The following is a 19,804-nucleotide window of genomic DNA, read 5'->3' as shown; positions in this document are numbered from 1 at the left end:
GACATACAAACCATTTGCGGGCCAAATTAATTACCGGTGTAGAAAGCTTGAGTTAACCGGTGTCTCGCCGCGCAGTAGGATTAATGCAGAAGGAAGGTTCAATCCTCATAACGTGCAAACTGCATTAGAATCGCAACATTCTATATCCATTTTCACAGGAAATGCAGTTTTAAATCCATTGGGAACTTTGAACACGACAGCCTGAAATGTCAAATGTCTGGAGTTTTTGCGCTATCTCCGGTTGGGTGGGGAATCTTATGTCAATAGAGCCTAAGCGCCAATAGGCCAGAATAACTCTCTGTGATAGTCTTGAGTATTGATCTGATAGTGCTTAACAGGAAGCAACAGCGTTGGCCACAACAATTTCAGAGCTTCAGAACTTTCCTGAAGCCCGGTCTGAAGAATCTTGCCGCCGGGAACAACTGGCACAATGGGTTGTCTCAGTTTTATCGGGTGAAAGCAGTCCCTCGGGTGATCATGGCAACCTTTGTGAAGGTGGCTCAATGCCTTTACAGGCCATTGGCAGTGATGCAGGTTTTCGAAAATATTACCGGGTTCAGACCCCTCACAGAACACTTGTTGCAGTAGATGCTCCTCCGGCAACAGAAGACACACGAGCCTTCGTTAACATAGCTACTCGGTGGCGAGAAGGTGGGATTCACGTTCCCGAGGTGTTTGCAGTTGATTATGAGCATGGCTTTATGCTCCAGGAGGATCTGGGGGATACCCCAATGCAGGTTTTACTTCAAGGCTCTACTGCTGACCAGCACTATCCGGAGCTTCTGGATACATTGCTGACCGTTCAGAAACAGTTGCCTGATAACCTGCCTCCCTATGATGAAAAGCTGATACGGTTTGAACTGTCTATTTATCCCCAGTGGTTTCTTGGGGCGTTTATGGGGTTTGATACAGAAGAACCGCAAATTCTGAAGCAGCTGACAGGGCTGTTTTCTTCGCTGGTGTCAACGCTTCTTGAGCAGCCAAAGGGTACTGTTCATCGTGATTATCATTCCCGAAACCTGATGCGTGCACCGGATGGTAGTATTGGGGTGATTGATTTTCAGGGGGCACTTCATGGGCCATTGCTTTATGACGTCGTGTCTTTATTGAGGGACTGCTATATATCCTGGCCTGAAGAAAAGATTGACCTTTGGTTTTCCTCTTTCATCGCTCGTCATCCTGTGCTGGCTGGTTATGATCCGGAACAGCTGAAAATCTGGTTTGACCTGACGGGCTTACAGCGTCATTTGAAGTGTCTGGGGATCTTCTCCAGGCTATGGCTTCGTGATGGAAAACCCGGCTATCTTAACGATATTCCAAGAACGCTGGGGTATGTGTTGTCTGTATGTCAGCGATATCCTCAGTTTAAAGAGCATGCCGAGTGGTTACAAAAGGGCGTTGAGCCTTTTGTGAATGAACGACTAAAGCAGGTTGTGGAGGAAGCCAGTGTATGAAGGCCATGATACTTGCCGCAGGTTATGGCAAAAGACTCAGGCCAATTACCCTGTCAATTCCCAAACCTCTGGTGCCAGTGGCAGGAAAACCCCTGATTACCTATCATATTGAGCGGCTGGCGCAGGCTGGTTTCAAGCAGCTGGTCATCAATCATGGCTGGTTGGGAGAAAAGATTGAGGAGGCGCTTGGCTCAGGCTCTGGCTGGGGGGTGAGTATTCAGTATTCCCCGGAAGGAGAGCCTCTGGAAACAGGAGGTGGGATTTTCAGAGCTTTACCACTACTGGCTCAAGGTCAGAGTGGCGAAAGTAATACCCCGTTTATTGTGGTTAATGGGGATGTATATACGGATGTCTGTCTGAAAAATCTGAGCCTCCCTGAAGGAATGCTGGCGCATCTGGTTATGGTTGATAACCCTGACTTTCATCCGGAAGGGGATTTTTGTCTCGAAGAAGGGATTCTTTTTGAGAAAACCGCAATGCATGATAAAGCCGGACTGACATTCAGTGGCGTTAGTATACTATCCCCGCAACTTTTTGATGGCTGCCAGAGTGGAAAAGCCTTTGCCCTGGCCCCGTTATTGATTGATGCCATGAAACAGGGCAGGGTCAGTGGTCAGTACCACAATGGATTCTGGACTGATGTCGGTTCTGTCGAGCGGCTACAGGCACTGGAAGGCTATCTTAAAGATCATGTACAGGATCAGGGTCGGCCTCAAAATCAAAACAATCTTCAAGATCAGAGCAGGACTTCATGACCGCAATAGTAATTGGCGCGTTGGTTGGGTTCATGACCGGTGGACCCTTTGGCGCTATTTTGGGAGCGTTTGTTGGTTCCTGGATTAACCGCACGTATTTAGGCGGGCAGGGAGCAGCTGGTTTTGGTGCTTCTGCCGCTTATCGTCAAAAAGCACAGACTGCCTTTTTCAGGGCAACGTTTCTGGTGATGGGCAGGGTAGCGAAAGCGGATGGCCGGGTAAGTGAGTACGAGATAGAGACTGCACGAGCCATTATGCATAACATGCGCCTCTCCGACGAGCAGCGCAGGGTAGCAATAGAGCTTTTTAATGAGGGAAAAAAGCCGTCTTCTGATATTGAAGGTGCGCTTCGGGCATTTCGTGAGGTGGCGGGTGCCAGTACACTCATTCCCATGTTTCTGGAAATTCAGCTATCGGCTGCTTATGCCGATGGCGGGTTGAGTCCTGCTGAACAAGCTGTATTCAAGCAGGTTTGCAGTATCCTGGGGGTAGGTAACTTTGCTTTTGATCAGATCCATAAACGGTTCATTGCCCAGAGAGAATACTACCAGCAAAGTGGGCCTCATTCTGGAGGCAATCGGCCATCATCGGGAATGGATCTGAAACGGGCCTATGATGTTCTGGGGGTGTCCGACAGTGCTTCAGATGCTGAAGTAAAGAAGGCTTACCGTAAGCTGATGAGTGAGCATCATCCGGATAAACTGGTGGCAAAGGGGTTGCCAGAGGAAATGATGGAAGTTGCCAAGGAAAAAACGCAGGAAATTCAGGGCGCTTACGATCAGGTTCGGTCAGCCAGAAAGGCTGCAGGGTAGCCGTTCAAGTCGAAAGTAATCTGCTATCGTCATTACGCTAGCAGAGTCGTAGCCACTCTCGGACAGCCTTCAGGGGAACTTTTTCAGGTTTGAGTTGACTAATTGATCGATAGATGCATTCTTTTATTTAACTACATGGAGGCCAGAGCTGTGATTTATTCGAAGCGCAAACAGTTTATGTACTGGTATATTCCAGCCGCTACAAGAATTGACCTTGACTCTAATCGACCCGTGATTTATTGCTTTTCAGAGTTACCCCGAAAGGTGAGATCAGCATTGAGAGGGAAGAAGAAGTATCTCATTTTTAAAGAAATTAATGAGTTATCTACTTCAATTGTTGAGAGGGTCGTCCACCCTTCTGCGTAATTCTGTCAGGTCAATAAAGTCCTACCTAGGAGCCTGTCGGACTTACCCCTGACCTACACAGCAACAGCTCCTGAGTCCGTGCAGTCGTGCGAAAAAGCCTGGCTGGGTCATTTTTTATGCTGCTTCTCGTTAAATAGAACCACTATTAGCCTCAAATCAGCATAAAAAATTGGCTCAAACCGGACTTTTTTCTCACTACGGGGTCGCTCAGACGGGCGGCTAAGTCCGAAAGACTCCTGGACGCAGTTCATCAGGAGTTGAAATGTATAGCGGGTCAAACAGTTATATATTTCCCAGGTATTTCCCACCTTTGTTTGATTTACTCTGATCCAAAAAATGTGTTCATTGGCTTTGTTGAAGTGCTGAGTCTTTCATCAATAACGGGCGTTATATTTTTGTTATGGATGGGTAACCTAGCCCCATAATTATTGGTTTTCCATGCTGCTGGGTTTTCATATCCATAAATATTGTTAGTATTTCTTTCTAGATTTCAGGCTGCACCCATGCTCTGGGTTGCCTGTTCCCGACGTCTGCAGGGTGAACCGTCAGATATCAAGGTAGGTTTACAAGCGACGTGTTAAGAAAAATAAGGGGCAAGGACATGACAACCTTGGGGAAAAAACCAGACTTTTCGCTTTATTCCAATGCTTTTGGTTTTCTAAGGCAACCACTGGACTTTGACCCGGTCAATAGTGATGCTGAATGGATAGTAACAGGTGTACCTTTTGATCTTGCAACCACAGGTAGGAGCGGTAGTCGTTTTGGCCCTGAAGCTATACGCAAGGCATCTGTTAATCTTGCCTGGGAGTCCCCGCGTTGGCCCTGGGGATTCAGGTTGGGTGATTATCTGTCAATAGCCGACTGTGGTGACCTGGTCTTTGAAGCCGGTAATGCCAGTGATCTATGTGAGTCACTGCAGCTGCATGCTGAGGCAATACTGGCAGAAGGTAAAAAGATGCTGACCCTTGGAGGAGATCATTTCATCACGTTACCACTGCTTCGCGCCCATGCCAGGCAATTTGGCCCACTGTCGCTTATCCACTTTGATGCTCATACCGATGATTATGATGAAGGGGGACCTTTTGATCATGGCACGATGTTTTATCATGCCGTGCAGGAAGGGCTGATCAACCCTGAATTCTCGGTACAGATAGGTATCCGTACACATCATGACCAGGAGAATACGCCCTTTCAGGTCTTTGATGCAGGCTATGTCAATGAGGCGTCAGTAACTGAGATCATTGACCGGATTCATATGGCGGTAGCACACCGTCCAGCCTACTTGACGTTTGATATTGACTGTCTGGATCCCGCTTATGCACCGGGAACAGGGACACCGGTTTGTGGTGGTCTGACATCAGACCGAGCTTTGCAGCTGGTTCGTGGTTTGCAGGGGCTTGATATTGTCGGAATGGATGTGGTTGAAGTGGCTCCAGCTTATGACAGTGCTGACATTACCGCACTGGCAGCTGCAACTGTGGCATTGGATATGCTCTATATTCAGGCTGCCCGTAAAATTGATTGCTGAATGTTGATTTTCAAATAGTTGAAAGAGGTCTTATAAAATGAGGATCCTGTTTAACCGGTATTGTTTGAGTGTCCTGATTGCCCTAGGGGTTATAAGCTCTGCTGGAGCCGCAGACGTTTATGAAGAAGCCTGGGAAAGGGTTCAAAACGGTGCGTTACTGGTAGACGTTCGAACACCAGCGGAATATTCAGAGGGGCATTTGACTGGAGCAATAAATATCCCTTTCCAGGACATTGTAGAGGGGCTTGCTCAGAAACGAGTTTCTTTGAATGAAAATATTGTGCTGTATTGCCGCAGTGGTAACCGCAGTGGCAAAGCTCAGAAGGCGCTGGAAAGCGTTGGTTATCAAAGTGCTTTAAATGCTGGAGGGTATGAACAGCTTCTGGAAAGGCAGCCCCAACCTTAAACATTGCTGGGGCCTTGCTGCAGGTGATTTTGATGCTTGGGTGGCTGGTCACATGTCTAATTGAGAACGCCCCCTAAGTTAGATGCTCTTCATCTTTCCGCCATCGACAACCGTATTGGTTCCGGTGATGTAACTGGCAGCATCTGAAAGCAGGAATGCGGCAGCATTGGCGAACTCTTCGGGCTTGCCATAGCGTCCCATAGGAATAGCTGACTCAGCAGCTTTCCGAACTTTGCCGGGGCTGGTGTCAGAGCGTTTCGCCAGGAACATATTCAGGGCTTTGATTCGATCCGTATTGATAGAACCCGGAATCAGGTTGTTGATGCGGATGTTGTATTGAGCCAAGTCGGTTGCCAGGGTTTTTACCAGGCTGTTGACGCCTGAACGCATGACATTGCTCATCACCAATATATCGATTGGCTCCTTTACGGCAGAAGAGGTCAGTGTAAGAATGCTACCGCCATTGACTTTAAGAGCTGGCAGGGTCGCCCTGATCAGCCGTACGGCGCTCATGAGCGTCAATTCAAAAGCCGCCTGCCAGGCTTGATCATCAAACTCTTCAAAGAAGCCAGGTGCAGGGCCTCCAGCATTGATGACCAGCCCATCGATATGACCAAAGTCATTCTGGGTGTCTTCAACCCATTGCGTTATCGAATCCGCATCACGGGCATCAAATATATAACCTCGGATTTCTGCCGCCGTTTCTTCACTGATACTGGCAGCTGCTTTGGCGATACTTTCCTGATTGCGACTGGCAATGGAAACTTTTGCGCCTTCTTCAGCCAGCTTCTTTGCGATGGCATAGCCGAGCCCTGAGCTGGCACCAGCAACCATAAAAACTTTATTCTGAACACCAAGATCCATACGATGCAACTCCTCTGTACTTATTGTTCTGCGTCGGCAATATCTATTTTCAAAGCTGTTTATGGCTTGTGAGGCCGGGCAAGGTACTCAGTAGACTGCATCTCCTGCAGGCGACTCAGGGTTCTCTTAAACTCAAATGACAGAGTACCACTTGCATAGAGTGCTTCAAGATGCACTTCACTGGATAAAATAAGTTTTACCCCCCGGTCATAGAACTCGTCAATCAGGTTGATAAAGCGGCGAGCCTGATCATTCCGGTTGGCATCAAACTGGGGAACCGCCTGAAGTATAACTGAGTGGTACAAACGAGCTAGCTCAATATAGTCATTCTGGCTACGGGGGCCATCACACAGGTCAGTAAAGGCAAACCAGGCTATATCTTTGCATAATTTCACGCTGTTAATGGGGCGCCCTGAAATTTCAATACTCTGGTAGGACTCAATATGATCCGGGTCAGGAGCCAGGTTTAGAAAAATCTGCTCCAGCTTTTCGTGGTTTGTATCATTGAGAGGCCAATAGTACGTTTCAGCTTTTTCCAGAAGGCGCAGACGATAGTCGGTACCGCCATCCACATTGACGACCAGGGTATGCTTTTTAATCAGGTCGATGGCTGGAAGGAAGCGGGCTCTTTGCAGCCCATCCTTGTAGAGCAGGTCTGGATCCACATTCGATGTAGCGACCAGCGTAACTCCTCGCTGAAATAACTGATCCATCAAGCCGGCCAGGATCATGGCGTCAGTGATGTCGGAAACAAAGAACTCGTCAAAACAGATGATCCTTGCTTCTTTAGAGAGACGTTCAGCGACGATCGAAAGCGGGTTTTTCTGCCCCTCAAGTGTCTTAAGCTCGGCATGCACCCGTCGCATAAAGTGGTGGAAGTGCATTCGAAGTTTGTCCGGAAAGGGCAGGCAGTTATAAAAGGTGTCCATCAGCCAGGTTTTCCCCCTGCCAACACCACCCCAAAAATAGAGGCCACGTACTGGTTCCCGGGGCTTACTAAAAGCACCTTTAATCGTTTTAAGCAGTGACTTTTTGGGAGGGTGTAGCAGCGTTTCAAACAGGCTTTGCAAGTGCTTCACCGCCTCAGCCTGAGCAGGATCCTTACTGAAACCTTTCTGGGTTATATCCCTGTGATAACAAGCTTGCGGGGTCATAATAAGATACTGATGAGTAAAGGTTCTCTGCTTATTGTTTTCATGTTTGTAAGAGTTGATACAGTTCTCTGAGCGCTGACAATGTAACTGTACTCACCTTTGGTAGCAAGGCTTGTGTTCATGGAAAAAAGCCTACAGCCACGGGTTAAGTAACACTTTACCGACCACCTCAGCGTTTTCAACCATGCGGTGGGCTTCCTGAATATCATTCAGTGGAAGTATTGCTGCTATGGGAACGGAGATTTTTCCAGTAGCCAGCTGCTCAAGGTAGATGCGTTGATCATTTAGACGTGAACCCCGAATTCCCAGTACGGTCATTTCTTTCTTGGTAAAGTCCATGACTTTGAACGGGAGTGACTGGTCGTTCATGTCTCCTCCAACTGGGCAGATTGTTCCTCCTACCCGTAATGCTTTTAGTCCCAGCTCTAGTAATGGCAGAGCACCGGTAAACTCAATAAAGTGATCAATTCCTTCTCCATGGGTCAGCTCCATAATCTGGTCATACGCCTCACTGGAGTCCATTGTATTCACAACGAGATCGACTCCAAGCGATTTAAGGGGAGCAATTTTTTCGGACTTTCGGGTGCAGCCTATAACACTGGCCCCGGCTAATCGAGCCCACTGAACAGCAGCATTACCCATACCGCCAGCAGTACCAGTAATGAAAACAGTATCACCGATAGAAACCATACAGCGATCAACAATAATTCGATGACTGGTAGGAAATGACCAGGATCCAGCTGCCGCTTGCTCATAGCTCACCCCTTTGGGGATTGGCAGCCAATAGTTTTCAGGGCGACATATGTATTGAGCATTGCCTCCGAAGGCTGCGTGCCCGGGATAATCAATTTCTGTAGAGAGATTTCCAAGACCTCGGATTGTATTGATGCAGTAATCATTTTGAGGATGAACCAGCCCGAGCACAGCATCACCAGGTTTGAAACGAGTAACTTGTGCCCCGGACTGTACTACTATTCCTGAGGCTTCACGACCAAGTTGTTGTGGCAGTGGAAATTTTTTTCTACCGGGAAGGCCTGACTCGTTGAAGTGTTTTAGAAAGTCTCCTCTGCGATATTTTATATCCCAACCGGAGACACCGGTTGCCATTACTTTAACTAACACATCGTTTTCAGTTGCCTTTGGTATTGGATATTTATCAACCTTAAGTACATCAGTGTCGCCATGTTCAAAGATACGAACCGCTTTCATCATCCCGTCAGTCATCAGTATACCCCTTTCGGGTGGCATCTGTTTTTCATTGAATGGAGTCATTTATGGTATGTAGCTCAAATGACAATGTATGAGTGGTCAAATTCAACATAGTGTGCAAGTGATTCGCTGGCAATTAGAGTCACTCTAAAGATGAGTGCTTTTTGGGCAGAATTTTTGCTGGATTTTTTCATCACAGCCCAGTGAAAGGAGCTATACAACTTGATTGGGGTTTTTGGTTGGCTGTTAGTAATGTGAGTAGCTTTATTCGGCCTGTCTAGAGTCTGTGTGGTTGAAATGGGCGTGCTTGAGAGGGATGTTCCAAACGTGGATCTGACGGTATTTGGAGTTAAGCCTGTCCAGGTATCCAATGAGTGCCGAAGATCTGTTATTGAAGGTGAGCGGCAAAGCCTAATAACGTGAAATATTATTCCGATGTCTTGAACCCCAAGGACTTCACAGCCACGCTGTATTTGTATGTTGATGCTCATGACAGAAGTATCAGGATAACTTGTGCCTTTATGGACTAGGCCAACTTCAATGGAATCTATACAATAGGCGCTTAAGGACATGGCGTTGTGATTTAATGACAAGGGCGCGGGCCCCACTGAGTGAGGCGATACTGTGGAAAACATGAACGTACTTTGGTTTGTCGGTAGTCTGGCGTTTCTGGCGGGGATTCTGTGTGGTGCGCTCGTTTACCATTTACTGTCAGGTTCAAAATCCCGTAGCGGCAGGCTGGAGAGCCAGCTGGATGAACTTCAGCAGGAATTCAAAGAATACCAGGAGCGTGTGGGAGATCACTTCACCACATCAGCTCACCTGATCAATAAACTCACTGATACCTACCGGGATGTCCATGAGCATCTTGCCAATGGTGCGGAAGATCTCTGTAAGGATGAAGAAGTCCGTAACCGGCTTGGCGACTCCCTGTTAAGCAGTAATGCGCTGCTGTCAGGGAAGATTCACAAACGTCGTAATGAGCGTACGCCACCATTGGAGCAGCCTAAGGACTATGCGCCTAAATCCAGCCCTGATGAGCAGGGTGCTTTGGCGGAAGAGTACGGTTACGGTGACTCTGCGAAAGAAGCGGCGACAACCGATAAATAAGCGGTGACTAACAGGCTTCCTTGCGAAGAAGCCTGTTAGTCAGGCTGTTTAATTAAGCTTCCATCGCATCCAGGTACTTCTCAGCATCCAATGCTGCCATGCAGCCAGTGCCTGCAGAGGTAATTGCCTGACGATAGACATGGTCCATGACATCCCCTGCAGCAAATACCCCTTCCTTTGACGTCAGTGTGGCATTGCCTTCCAGGCCGCTGTTCACTTTGATATAGCCATCTTTCATGTCCAGCTGACCTTCAAAAATGCCGGTATTCGGAGTGTGGCCAATGGCGATGAAACAGCCCATCGCTGATATTTCTTCAGATTCCCCGTTGAGCACGTTTTTGACTCGGACGCCGGTTACTCCCATATCGTCACCCAGAACTTCATCCAGAACAGAGTCAAGAACTAGTGTGATGTTTCCGTTCTGCACGCGATCCATCAATTTATCCTGAAGGATTTTTTCTGAGCGAAATTCCTGGCGTCGATGAATTACAGTAACAGTCTTGGCGATGTTAGAGAGATAGAGCGCTTCTTCGACCGCCGTGTTACCACCACCGACCACGACAACATCCTGGTTTTTGTAAAAGAACCCATCACAGGTTGCGCAGGCAGAGACCCCTTTGCCCTTGAAGGCTTCTTCACTGTCCAGACCCAGATAGCGTGCGCTGGCTCCGGTAGCGATAATCAGGGCATCGCAGGTATAAGTTTGACTGCCTTTCAGGGTGTATGGCTTCTTACTGAAATCCACCTCTTCGATGTGGTCAAAAATAATTTCAGTACCAAAACGTTTGGCATGAGCTTCCATATCCATCATCAGGCCAGGGCCCTGAAGTCCTTCCTGTCCACCTGGCCAGTTATCAACATCGGTCGTGGTGGTCAGCTGGCCACCCTGTTGCATGCCTGTAATCATGACCGGGTTAAGATTGGCTCTTGCTGCGTAGACCGCGGCGGTATAACCCGCAGGCCCGGAACCAAGAATCAGCAGGCGGGAGTGTCTGGTTGTGCTCATTATGTACTCCATTTAAGAAGGGGGGAATTATCAAATGGGCATATAATAGCTATTGCCTTTCTGACATGGCAATTGGCAATAGTGATGGATCGTATTGCCTGTGGCTATTGATAAGGGAAGAGAAATGGCTTTTGCTGGTGTAATATTCCAGCTTCTGGCAAGAATTAAAAATAGAGTGATGACACATAACACCCCCTTATCAGGTCCCGGTTACTTTCTCCAGGGGCTGAAAATGATTGCACTGCCACAGTTGAGATGGTTTGTTTTGATTCCACTGGTCATTAATATTCTGGTGTTCGGTGGGATTATTTACTGGGCATCGGGACATTTCTCTCTGTGGATGGCGCAACTTACTGGTTGGATGCCTGAGTGGCTGGCATTCTTGGAATATCTCCTATGGCCGCTCTTTTTTCTGGCACTGGCGGCCGTGATGTTTTTTACGTTTACCATTATCGGGAATTTTATTGCTGCCCCGTTTAATGCGCTGTTGGCTGAAAAAGTGCAGCGAATGGAAGGTGCTGAACTGCCTGATCTTAAATTGTCAGACTGGCTGACGATTGTGCCGAGGAGTGTTGGCAGAGAGTTGCGTAAACTGTTGTATTACCTGCCTCGGGCAGTAGTGCTGCTGATATTGTCTTTTGTTCCAGTATTGGGCTTTGTGTTGTGGTTTTTATTCAACGGCTGGATGATGGCAATCCAATACTGCGACTATGCAGCGGATAACCGGGGTGTATCTTTTTCTGAGATGTTATCACGATTAAAACCGCAGCTATCAAAGTCGTGGCCTTTTGGTGCGGTTGTTAACCTGGCCATGTTGATACCGTTGATCAATTTGCTGATTATTCCTGCGGCTGTGGTTGGTGCTTCTCTATTGTGGGAGCGGGAAATGGAGCAATTGGTCTCAGCAAAGTGATTGGACGTTTTTTAAAGACAAGAAAGGGGAGGATAGAATGAGTTGTCTTTTCTGTAAAATTGCTGAGGGAGATATTCCCGCAGATAAAGTATTTGAAGATGATGAGGTAGTGGCATTCAGGGATATTAACCCTGCGGCACCAACCCATATTCTGGTCATTCCCAAGAAGCATATTGCGACGATGAATGATGCAGTAGCAGAAGATCAGGCAGTGCTTGGCAAGATGATGCTGGTGGCGAAAGATCTCGCCGCTAAGGAAGGGGTTGATGAGGATGGTTTTCGTTTTGCCCTGAATACCAACAGCCATGGTGGTCAGTCGGTGTACCATATACATCTTCATCTGCTGGCGGGCCGCCAAATGCAGTGGCCTCCAGGCTGATTGTTAAACACAAAACACTGAATGGGCACAAAGGAAGAACTTAACAAATTTCCTTTGTGCCATTTATTGTTCAAATCATCTATTCAGTTTCAATAATCTCATAGCTGTGGGTGATTTCCACTCCACCCTTGCCCAGCATATGGGCAACAGAACAGTACTTTTCAGCAGATAAGTTAACGGCACGCTCAACCTGAGACTCTTTGATATTGCTGCCTTTCACAACAAAGGTCAGATGTATTTTAGTGAAGACTGCAGGGATAGCATCAGCGCGCTCTGATTCAATATCCACATGGCAACTGGTCACTTTCTGGCGCGCTTTTTCCAGAATATTGACTACGTCAACCGAAGAGCATCCACCCAACCCCATCAAAACCATCTCCATTGGGCTTGGTGCGCTCTTCTGGTTTTTATCCGCATCCATCACGACGGAATTGCCACTGGCAGTCAGTCCCAGAAATCGCTGGTTATCAACCCACTTAACTTGTGCCTTCATTTGAAATTCCTGTTCCCGTCTCTAAGGCTGTTTCTATTTGGCTGCAATTCTATAGCCTTTGAGTAAAAACAGCCATTCAATCAAGGGGCATGACACTCATTAAGCAGGGAGCTATTGATACTGTTATCAGCGAATAAAGCCTTCTTTAAAGGTATAAAAGTCTGGCTTCAAGTGGGCTAAAGGCTCTCGAAGGTGTGTAATGTCAGCTTCGCTACCATGAACTTCCAGACGGGTAATTTCGGCAATTTTACTGGCTTCATCCAGTAGCTCGGAGACATTGTCAATATGATGTAAAAGCGCATGAGCGTTGATGTAGCCTTCACGACAGTAAACTTCATTTCCATGGCTGGTAAAGCCATAAAACATGACACCTTCCTCCTTCTGTGTTTTGTCCACAAAAGCATTCATTAACTCATCGAATTTATGCATTTGCTCAGGATTAACCCTGAAATATGGGTGAATAGAACAAAAAGCAGGCAGTTCTTACATAAAAGGCACCTTTGTTTCGTGTAAATACTACGCAGTGAGCTTAGGAGAGAATTGTGCATTTTCCATAGATAGAAGAGGATCGTTTTCTATTTTGCGTTTTTTTTCAGTGAATAGTGCCAAGGCAGTCAAGAAAAGGGACATCCACAATTAACGAAAGAAAAGTTTACGGTATGATGGTATCCAAACAAGGTAGTTGTGGTGAGGAGATGTTGACCAAGAATTTGCCCGTCAGACCAGGCCCTGGAGTGGAGCACTTTTTGTCCATGTGCTCCCGGAAAAACTATCCGGCAAGAAGTACCATTCTCTGTGCAGGTGATACTTCGGATACTCTTTATTATATCGTCAAGGGTGCTGTGTCCGTTGTTATAGAAGACGATGAAGGCCGTGAGATGATTGTCGCTTACCTTAATCAGGGCGACTTTTTCGGTGAAATGGGGTTGTTTGATGACGACCTCCCGGAGCGCAGTGCCTGGGTTAAGGCCAAAACGTCATGCGAAGTTGCAGAGATCAGCTACCAGCAGTTCAGAGAGCTGGTTCAGAAAGAACCTGATATCCTGATGATGCTGTCTGGTCAAATGGCGACCCGTTTGAAGGATACCACCCGAAAGATGGGGGATCTTGCATTTCTGGATGTGACCGGTCGGGTGGCCAGAACGCTGCTGGATCTCTGTCGTCAACCAGATGCCATGACACACCCTGATGGAATGCAGATCAAGATTACTCGTCAGGAAATTGGTCGTATTGTTGGTTGCTCCCGTGAAATGGTTGGACGGGTTCTGAAAAGCCTTGAAGCTCAGGGGCTTGTTTCTGTAAAAGGAAAAACCATGGTTGTGTTCGGTACCCGTTAGGCTGAGAGGGTTCAGTAACCATACTCATTAGCTCTCCGGAACCTATACTGAGTCTTATATGTTTTCTCAGAGGTTACATAACATGGTTAATAGAGGCATCAGGTTTCTGGCTCTGCCAATCATTCTATCTGCTTTGATATCCGGGTGTTCAGATAATACGAGTCATGTTGAGAGTAAGAATAGAGTAGAGGAAAAGCTGGAAGTTGTGATGTTTCAGGTGACTCCGGCAGGAAATGGGCCAACGGTGGGTAAAGTGTTCATACATCATGCTGACGATGATGATGTTACCAAAGGGGTTAGGCTGCAGCCGGCGCTCCATGATCTGCCGCCTGGGAAACATGGATTTCATGTCCATGAAAATCCCTCCTGTGAGCCGGGAGAAAAGGATGGCAAGCGCGTTGCAGCCCTGGCAGCAGGAGGCCACTATGACCCTAAAAGCACCGGTCATCATGAGGGACCTGAAGGTCATGGGCATTTAGGGGATTTGCCGGTATTAGTAGTTGATGAATATGGGAATGCGGTGAGCCCGGTTGAGGCACCTCGACTGTCACTCTCTGAACTGAAGGGGCGTTCGCTGGTGATTCATGATGGTTCCGATAACTACTCTGACACCCCTCCCCTGGGTGGTGGTGGCGCCAGAATAGCCTGTGGGATAATTCAGTAGCTGAACTTGACGTTATTGCTGGCCGACCCTTTTGGGCGGCCTTTACTCATAAATAAGTGCCAAACAACTTGCTGAGCGCTTCTCCCGGATCATCCTGGCGCATAAAAGCCTCTCCCACCAGAAAGCTCTTAACATTATGCCGGATCATGGATTCCACATCATGATTTGTGTGTATACCGCTTTCAGTAACTACCAGTCGACCATCCGGAATCAAGTTCAGTAGCTCAAAAGTGTTATCCAGGCTGACTTCAAATGTGTGCAGATTACGATTGTTAATGCCGAGAATGGCGCCCGGTAATGGGAGTGCTCTTTCCAGCTCATCTGCCCCATGTACTTCAACCAGAACATCCATTCCAAGAGATTGTGCCAGCTCATTAAACTCAGAAAGCTGTTGGTCAGATAGGGCTGAGACAATCAGCAGAATACAGTCAGCACCAATCATTCGTGCTTCGTATATCTGATAAGGGTCGACCATGAAGTCTTTACGTAGTATAGGAAGAGAGCAGGCATCTCGAGCGGACTGTAAATAGCTTTCACTACCCTGGAAAAAATCATGATCCGTCAACACGGACAGGCAGCTGGCTCCAGAGTGTTCATAGCTTCTGGCAATTTCAGCCGGATCAAAATGCTCTCGAATAACGCCCTTACTGGGAGAGGCTTTTTTGATTTCTGCAATGATGGCAGCCTGTTGCTTTTCAACACGTAATAGCAGGTTACGGGCAAAGCCACGTGTTGGTGTGCTCTGCTCTGCCAGCTTTTTAACTTCATCAAGCGGTTTTGAACTGCTGCGCTCAGAAACTTCTTCATGCTTCCGTGCGATGATTTTATTCAGAATGGTCGGTAACGACATGAATTTGATCCTCACACTTAAAGAGTGACTGCTTCTTCAGAAAAAACACGGGTAAAACTGGCGAGCTCTTTCATTTTCTCCAGTGCCAGACCGCTATCAATGGCGTCCTGGGCCATCAGAATGCCTTCCTCAAGTCGGCTGGCAACCCCGGAAAGATAAATGGCTGTACCAGCATTAAGGGCGATCATACTGGCCGCTTTTTCAGCATATTTTCCCTGCTGTTTACCGAGAGCGTCCTTGATCAGTGCCAGTGATTCGTTACTGTCTTTCACATCCAGCCCAATCAGGCTTTGCGAACTAATGTTGAAATCTTCTGGTTTCAGGGTGTATTCGTAGACTTTGCCATCCTTGAGCTCAGCAACGTGAGTTTCACTGGCAATGCTGATTTCATCCAACCCATCGACGGAATGCACCACCATGACATGCTCATTGCCGAGTTCACGCAGTACTTCTGCCATGGGGCGGCATAGTTCTCTGGTAAATACACCAATCAGCAGATTTTTCACGTTAGCTGGATTGGACATTGGGCCAAGAATATTGAACAGGGTACGAACTCCCAGTTCCCGGCGCACACCAACAACATTTTTCATGGCTGAGTGGTGGGCTGGCGCAAACATAAAGCCGACCCCTACCTCTTCAATGCAGCGGGCAACTTGATCGGGACTGATATCCAGATTGACACCGGCCTGCTCCAGAAGATCTGCACTGCCACTTGAGCTGGAAACCCCACGGTTACCATGCTTTGCGACTTTGGCGCCTGCAGCTGCACAGACAAAGGCTGAAGCGGTAGATACATTGAACAAGTGAGCTCCATCTCCCCCTGTACCGACAATGTCTACCAGGTGGTCAGCGCTGACCTCAACGTGGGTAGCCAGTTGTCGCATGACCATGGCAGCACCGGTGATTTCTTCAATGCTCTCGCTTTTCATCCTCATGCCAACCAGAAAGGCCGCAATCTGGCTGTTACTGCACTGGCCTGTCATGATCTGCTGCATTACCCCGACCATTTCATCCCGGCTCAGGTCAAGATGTTGCACGATCCGGTTTATGGCTTCTTTTATCTGCATTGTTTCACTCCCTGGAACTGTTATATGGACTGCTTGAGGAAATTGCCCAGAAGGTCATGCCCCTGTTCGGTCATAATGGATTCTGGATGAAACTGAACGCCCTCAACTGGGAGTTCTTTATGTCGAACGCCCATGATCTCGTCATTGCTGCCGTCTTCAAATTGAGTCCATGCTGTTACTTCAAGGCAATCAGGCAGGCTCTCTTTTTCAATCACCAGTGAGTGGTAACGGGTTGTCGTGACTGGATTGGATAGTGCCTGGAAAACCCCGAAATCCTTATGGAAGACTGGAGAAACTTTACCGTGCATAACCTGTCGGGCACGAACAATTTTGCCGCCATAAACCTGGCCAATGCTCTGATGACCAAGACATACGCCCAGGATAGGAATCTTACCCTGGAAGTGTCGTATAACATCCATTGATATACCGGCTTCGTTTGGCGTGCATGGTCCTGGAGAAATAACGATATGATCTGGCTTCAGTTTCTCGATGTCCGCAATGGTGATGTGATCGTTTCTGTGGACTTCGACGGTAGCGCCCAGTTCTCCAAAGTATTGAACCAGGTTAAAGGTGAATGAGTCGTAGTTGTCGATCATTAACAGCATCAGTGTTTCACCTCTGAAAAGCGCTTGTGTTTATTTTGTGCGCCAGAAGATGTGGGTTGTCCACCGCCCATGAATCCGGTTTGGGCCATGGCTACCGCACGAAATATGGCGCGTCCTTTATTCATGGTTTCCTTCCACTCCAGGTCAGGGCAGGAGTCAGCAACTATACCTGCGCCGGCTTGAATATGGAGCTGACGATCTTTGATAACCGCTGTTCTGATGGCAATAGCTGTGTCCATATTGCCATTCCAGGCCAGGTAGCCCACTGCACCACCGTAGACCCCCCGTTTTACGGGCTCCATTTCATCAATAATTTCCATTGCCCGTACTTTGGGAGCTCCGCTTAATGTCCCTGCGGGTAGCGTAGCTTTTAGTACATCAAGGGCATCCAGTCCACTTTTCAGTTCGCCGGTAACGTTGGAGACAATATGCATAACGTGGGAGTATCGCTCGATGACCATCTTGTCGGTCAGCTTTAGGGAGCCTGTTGTTGCTACACGTCCAACGTCGTTCCTTCCCAGGTCGATCAGCATGAGGTGCTCTGCCAGCTCTTTGGGGTCATTGAGCAGCTCCTGCTCGAGAGCTTTATCCTTCTCTTCGGTATCACCGCGCTTTCGGGTGCCTGCAATGGGTCTTACGGTCACCTCTCCATCTTCCAGTCGGGCCAGGATTTCAGGAGAAGAGCCGACGACATGAAAATCACCCAGATCCATGTAATACATGTAAGGAGAAGGGTTGGTACTTCGGAGTGCCCGGTAAAGATTCAGGGGAGAGCTGTCAAAAGGGATGGACATTCTCTGGGAGAGCACGACCTGCATGGCGTCACCAGCAAGGATGTAGTCACGAACAGCCCCAACAGAAGCTTTGAAGGATTCTTCACCAAATCCTGACTGAAAATCATCTTCACTGGCGGGGTTCAGAGATGCCTGAACCGGTGGTTGAATATTGCTGGTCTGCAACTGGCGCACAAGGTTGTCCAGGCGAAATTGTGCTTTTTCCAGTGCGGCTGGTTCGTCAGGGTTGGCATGGGTAATCAGTATCAGCTTGCCACTGAGGTTATCGAATACCACCAGCTCATCAGACACCATTAAGAGGATGTCTGGTGTATGCAACTCGTCCTTTGGGGCGCTTTCTGCCAGTTTGGGTTCAATATAGCGAATCGTGTCGTAACCAAAATAACCAACCAGGCCTCCAGTGAATCTGGGTAGTTCTGCCAGCTCAGGTACTTGATAACGCTGTTGGAATTCCTTGATAAACCCCAGAGGGTCGCTGGTGGTATATTCTTCCACAATCTGGCCATCGGTTTCGATATGAATGTGATCGCCATTGACCCGCAGCAGGGTGCGGCAGGGCAGGCCAATCATAGAGTAACGGCCCCACTTTTCACCGCCCTCAACGGACTCTAACAGGTAGGAGTAGCGGCCATTGGCGAGCTTGAGATAGGTGGTTAATGGTGTATCAAGGTCTGCCAGAATCTCACGGATAACGGGGATACGGTTGTATCCTTCTCTGGTCAGACGCGCAAATACTTCAGGCGTCATAACAGCTCTCTCGAATAAGCTAACGGAATGTTATTGATTGAAATTATCTATGCTTGGCAACAACCATGTTGCAGTCGGGCTGAGTGTAATTGTCAGGCCCAAGGCCAGCTTTGCCAGCGCCAGGAGGCAGAAAGGAGGGAAATTGAAGACAAGGAAGCACCGGAACAGCTGTTATTGTCACTGTTCCTGAGTCGAAAGCTATGTTGGTGATGACAGTGTTTCACTGCAAACTCCGCACGCTAGGGCAGGATCTCTCCAAGCTCTTTAGTACTATATTATGTCGTTATCGTCTGCGCCAAGGGTATATGACTACAGGGGCTATTGCAAATCAGGGAGTGCGCTGCCCTGACTGGAGCTCCCGGAGATGAGAATGCATCGGGGAAGGGCGATCAGTGTATCTGGATTTGAGCAGAATTTTTCTAATGCAGTAAATAATTGATTGCATTCAGGTTCGGAGATTAACCCATCGTTGATGAAGCTTGTCCTCATGCACTGAAATGTTTGTAGCCAGAAGGTTTTGCAGTCACCCTTTGACCCTGTCAGCTGATGGCAGCGTAAATCACCAATCTGTAATCCGGCAGATTGAAACAATTCATGTAACTGAGCTCCTATATAGGGGTTGCCGTTTCTCAGTAGCATGGATTGTGTACTTAATTGAATAAAAAGGTCTTGATCAGGGTCTTTGGGAATGGTGAAACAACCGTTGCTATCAATATCTTCAACGATGATTACACCATTGCTTTTCAGGATTTTTTTTAATTTTTTTAATAACGCCAGGGGGTTGGTTAGATGGCAGAGAATAAAACGGCAATAGATGATATCAAATTGAGCGTCGAATTGATCAGTTTGGATATGTTCCAGATTGAATGATTTAAAATTGATATTTTTCTGACCAGCAAATTTCTTTTTTGCCATTTCAATAGATTCAGGGTCGATATCAATGCCGGTTACACTGCCATTTGAACCCGTAAGTGTCAGTAGCCTGCCACTGATTTCGCCAGCACCACAGCCTGCGTCAAGGCAGTTCATACCAGTTTGAAAGCCCTGTTCCATCAGAAATTGCTGGCTGATATCCCATGTGATACCAATTGAATTTTCTAACTACTGTATAACTGCCCAATCACGGGAGCACAGACTGAACAGTCGACCAGCTTCGCTGCAAAGGTTATTCCAAGCTTCACAGCAACAATCTACAATATTTTCATAACCTGAAAATGCTTTGTTTGATAAGTCATGCTCCCGCATCCACTCCCATAGCCTTTCTGAGCTGTTTAACTCCGGTGCGAATGGT

Annotated in this window: 21 protein-coding genes and 1 pseudogene; 10 read left to right on the top strand and 12 right to left on the bottom strand. The window is 47.7% G+C overall.

All coding sequences use genetic code 11. The annotated features are described in order from the left end of the window. The first annotated feature begins 350 nt into the window (after positions 1-350). From AK963_RS10515 to AK963_RS10495, 5 genes are all read left to right on the top strand, one after another. Positions 351-1,454, top strand: coding sequence for an aminoglycoside phosphotransferase family protein (locus AK963_RS10515; protein WP_066015403.1), 1,104 nt, complete (start codon positions 351-353; stop codon positions 1,452-1,454). Further along, the gene (murU, locus tag AK963_RS10510) at positions 1,451-2,209 is read left to right on the top strand and encodes an N-acetylmuramate alpha-1-phosphate uridylyltransferase MurU (RefSeq protein ID WP_066015402.1); all 759 of its coding nucleotides are present in this window, start codon (positions 1,451-1,453) and stop codon (positions 2,207-2,209) included. The genes AK963_RS10515 and murU overlap by 4 nt, the downstream gene beginning before the upstream one ends. Beyond that, positions 2,206-3,021, top strand: coding sequence for a co-chaperone DjlA (djlA, locus tag AK963_RS10505; RefSeq protein WP_066015401.1), 816 nt, complete (start codon positions 2,206-2,208; stop codon positions 3,019-3,021). The genes murU and djlA overlap by 4 nt, the downstream gene beginning before the upstream one ends. A 967-nt stretch (positions 3,022-3,988) precedes the next feature. Further along, positions 3,989-4,915, top strand: a complete 927-nt coding sequence (gene speB / locus AK963_RS10500; protein WP_066015400.1) for an agmatinase — start codon at positions 3,989-3,991, stop codon at positions 4,913-4,915. 37 nt (positions 4,916-4,952) lie between these two features. Then, positions 4,953-5,321 carry a rhodanese-like domain-containing protein gene (locus AK963_RS10495; RefSeq protein WP_066015399.1) on the top strand — a complete coding sequence of 123 codons (369 nt, stop codon included), beginning with the start codon at positions 4,953-4,955 and terminating at the stop codon, positions 5,319-5,321. Positions 5,322-5,399: 78 nt separating this feature from the next. Here the strand turns inward: AK963_RS10495 and AK963_RS10490 are convergent, their stop codons facing one another. The 3 genes from AK963_RS10490 to AK963_RS10480 all read right to left on the bottom strand — a co-directional run bounded on the left by AK963_RS10490 (position 5,400) and on the right by AK963_RS10480 (position 8,563). Then, on the bottom strand, positions 5,400-6,185 hold the full coding sequence (locus AK963_RS10490) for an SDR family oxidoreductase (protein WP_066015398.1): 786 nt from the start codon (positions 6,183-6,185) through the stop codon (positions 5,400-5,402). A gap of 59 nt (positions 6,186-6,244) precedes the next feature. Further along, a complete protein-coding gene (gene zapE, locus AK963_RS10485; RefSeq protein WP_066015397.1) occupies positions 6,245-7,339 on the bottom strand; it encodes a cell division protein ZapE in 1,095 nt (364 codons plus the stop codon). A 132-nt stretch (positions 7,340-7,471) separates the two neighbouring features. Next, a complete protein-coding gene (locus AK963_RS10480) occupies positions 7,472-8,563 on the bottom strand; it encodes a quinone oxidoreductase family protein (protein ID WP_066015396.1) in 1,092 nt (363 codons plus the stop codon). A 618-nt stretch (positions 8,564-9,181) separates the two neighbouring features. Between AK963_RS10480 and AK963_RS10475 the strand changes: the two genes are divergently transcribed. After that, positions 9,182-9,658, top strand: coding sequence for a Z-ring associated ZapG family protein (locus AK963_RS10475; RefSeq protein WP_066015413.1), 477 nt, complete (start codon positions 9,182-9,184; stop codon positions 9,656-9,658). A gap of 52 nt (positions 9,659-9,710) precedes the next feature. Here the strand turns inward: AK963_RS10475 and trxB are convergent, their stop codons facing one another. Beyond that, positions 9,711-10,664: a thioredoxin-disulfide reductase gene (gene trxB / locus AK963_RS10470; RefSeq protein WP_066015395.1), complete on the bottom strand. Its 954-nt coding sequence runs from the start codon at positions 10,662-10,664 to the stop codon at positions 9,711-9,713. A 100-nt stretch (positions 10,665-10,764) separates the two neighbouring features. Here trxB and cysZ point away from each other — a divergent pair, with 100 nt between their 5' ends. Both cysZ and AK963_RS10460 read left to right on the top strand, forming a co-directional pair. Continuing rightward, positions 10,765-11,577 (top strand): sulfate transporter CysZ, encoded by an 813-nt coding sequence (cysZ, locus tag AK963_RS10465; protein ID WP_238593689.1) that lies wholly within the window; start codon positions 10,765-10,767, stop codon positions 11,575-11,577. A 37-nt stretch (positions 11,578-11,614) separates the two neighbouring features. Next, on the top strand, positions 11,615-11,956 hold the full coding sequence (locus AK963_RS10460) for a histidine triad nucleotide-binding protein (RefSeq protein WP_066015394.1): 342 nt from the start codon (positions 11,615-11,617) through the stop codon (positions 11,954-11,956). Between the two features lie 79 nt (positions 11,957-12,035). Here AK963_RS10460 and AK963_RS10455 read toward each other — a convergent pair whose 3' ends face one another. Beyond that, on the bottom strand, positions 12,036-12,449 hold the full coding sequence (locus AK963_RS10455; protein ID WP_066015393.1) for an OsmC family protein: 414 nt from the start codon (positions 12,447-12,449) through the stop codon (positions 12,036-12,038). Positions 12,450-12,575: 126 nt separating this feature from the next. After that, the gene (locus AK963_RS10450) at positions 12,576-12,878 is read right to left on the bottom strand and encodes a hypothetical protein (RefSeq protein WP_066015392.1); all 303 of its coding nucleotides are present in this window, start codon (positions 12,876-12,878) and stop codon (positions 12,576-12,578) included. Between the two features lie 266 nt (positions 12,879-13,144). On the opposite strand from AK963_RS10450, the gene crp reads away from it, so the two are divergent. After that, positions 13,145-13,786, top strand: a complete 642-nt coding sequence (gene crp / locus AK963_RS10445; RefSeq protein ID WP_066015411.1) for a cAMP-activated global transcriptional regulator CRP — start codon at positions 13,145-13,147, stop codon at positions 13,784-13,786. 82 nt (positions 13,787-13,868) lie between these two features. Continuing rightward, positions 13,869-14,450, top strand: coding sequence for a superoxide dismutase family protein (gene sodC, locus AK963_RS10440; protein ID WP_066015391.1), 582 nt, complete (start codon positions 13,869-13,871; stop codon positions 14,448-14,450). Positions 14,451-14,496: 46 nt separating this feature from the next. On the opposite strand, the gene trpC is transcribed toward sodC, so the two are convergent. From trpC to AK963_RS35270, 6 genes and pseudogenes are all read right to left on the bottom strand, one after another. Then, complete coding sequence (gene trpC, locus AK963_RS10435; protein WP_066015390.1) at positions 14,497-15,300, bottom strand: indole-3-glycerol phosphate synthase TrpC; 804 nt, start codon at positions 15,298-15,300, stop codon at positions 14,497-14,499. 17 nt (positions 15,301-15,317) lie between these two features. Then, positions 15,318-16,367, bottom strand: coding sequence for an anthranilate phosphoribosyltransferase (gene trpD, locus AK963_RS10430; RefSeq protein ID WP_066015389.1), 1,050 nt, complete (start codon positions 16,365-16,367; stop codon positions 15,318-15,320). Positions 16,368-16,387: 20 nt separating this feature from the next. Then, entirely contained in the window at positions 16,388-16,972 is a 585-nt protein-coding gene (locus AK963_RS10425; protein WP_066015388.1) for an anthranilate synthase component II, read from the bottom strand. Beyond that, the gene (gene trpE, locus AK963_RS10420; RefSeq protein ID WP_066015387.1) at positions 16,972-18,513 is read right to left on the bottom strand and encodes an anthranilate synthase component I; all 1,542 of its coding nucleotides are present in this window, start codon (positions 18,511-18,513) and stop codon (positions 16,972-16,974) included. The genes AK963_RS10425 and trpE overlap by 1 nt, the downstream gene beginning before the upstream one ends. A gap of 318 nt (positions 18,514-18,831) precedes the next feature. Then, entirely contained in the window at positions 18,832-19,584 is a 753-nt protein-coding gene (locus AK963_RS10415) for a class I SAM-dependent methyltransferase (RefSeq protein WP_274520511.1), read from the bottom strand. A gap of 30 nt (positions 19,585-19,614) precedes the next feature. Further along, positions 19,615-19,804, bottom strand: a pseudogene (locus tag AK963_RS35270) (IS630 family transposase); the annotation flags it as partial.

Source organism: Endozoicomonas atrinae, assembly GCF_001647025.1.
Taxonomy (GTDB): Bacteria; Pseudomonadota; Gammaproteobacteria; order Pseudomonadales; family Endozoicomonadaceae; genus Endozoicomonas; species Endozoicomonas atrinae.
Note: the sequence above shows the minus strand (reverse complement) of the source record. Positions and strands in the feature narration are given on the sequence as shown.